1 protein-coding gene and 1 pseudogene are annotated in these 1,182 nt (G+C 37.2%); one reads left to right on the forward strand and one right to left on the reverse strand.

Features of this window, described 5'->3' with window-relative positions; translation table 11 throughout:
• Positions 1–78 (forward strand): annotated as a pseudogene (locus tag VXQ92_RS19515) (DNA-binding protein); the annotation flags it as partial.
• A gap of 440 nt (positions 79–518) precedes the next feature.
• Here VXQ92_RS19515 and VXQ92_RS19520 read toward each other — a convergent pair.
• A partial coding sequence (locus VXQ92_RS19520; RefSeq protein ID WP_416682907.1) for a glycerophosphodiester phosphodiesterase occupies positions 519–1,182 on the reverse strand: 664 nt, incomplete at its 5' end.

Raw genomic sequence — 1,182 nt, forward strand, 5'->3', positions numbered from 1 at the left:
ATTCCAGTGCCGGAACATGTTGAACCGGAGCAGCCGAAAAGAGGGTGGTTAAGCCGGTTTTTCTTGCCGAATGGCTAAGGGCATTATTCAACTGAGCTAATCAAAAGCGTGAAACATTGATCAAAGAATAGGCGTGGAACGTGACAAATCATTAAAAAAGCCCGATCTGGAGGATACGGGCCAATCAAAATGATATATACCATTGATTAATAAGGATAATTATAACGCATTTCGTATAAGGTGTATTATGTTAATTTTAGAAAATATTAAGGATGGGAATAGAGAATGGTAGAAACAGACTAAAAATTAGCACAGAACGGATGTTGTTATGCTTGATCCTGATCGGTTAAAAATACAAATTTAAAATCAATAAAAGATGACAACTACCTTGATACTTACCGAACAGCATGCTTTATCAATTTTTATTGACTTAGTTAAAAAAACCCACTTTACAGTGGGTTTTTACTACATTAACTCATCAAGGTGATGCTCTAAGAATCTAAGCATATGTTTTAATTTTATTGAATTGTTACAGTGACAGGTTTTGCATAAATCGTATAGGTGTAATTTGGTGCCATCGTATATTGATAGCTTGGCATGACATAAGCTGTACCTTTTTCAGTAAATGTCAGCCCTTGGCCATTTTGTGTATATTTAGCCGAATTTGGCAAAACCAGCATATTTTTAACAAGGTAATTCGATTTCGTTCCAATTTGAGTTTGGATTTCTGCATTGATTTCTACAGGCTTGCCTGCAGTGGCTATGAGCTGACTTGCTGTATTCAATTTTACCGCCAGATTTGAAGATTCATGCGCATAATCAGTCGTTAGACCATGTGTGCCTTGTACATACATGCGGTAGAAGTCATCTTTATTTAAGCGGAAAGTCCATGGCCAGAAAGTCACGCCGCGCTGGCTCGCCATCATCATCAGCTCTTTATTTAAACCAGAAAAAGAAGGATTAAAAGTAGAAGAGTATTTTTGTGCAGCATCTAAAATGCGGCGCGTGTTGACAATATTGCTTTGAGCTGTTGGCGTACTGGTCAAGTATCCAGTGGATACACCAGGAATTTCATTCTTCATATGTAGAATTTGATCCCCAACGAAACTGATGACAATCGCTTGATCATAGGCATTATGCTTATCTAGCAATTCCTTAATTTTTGGTACAATTTCAGGTTTT

The sequence above is a fragment of the Acinetobacter sp. 228 genome, from assembly GCF_048147885.1.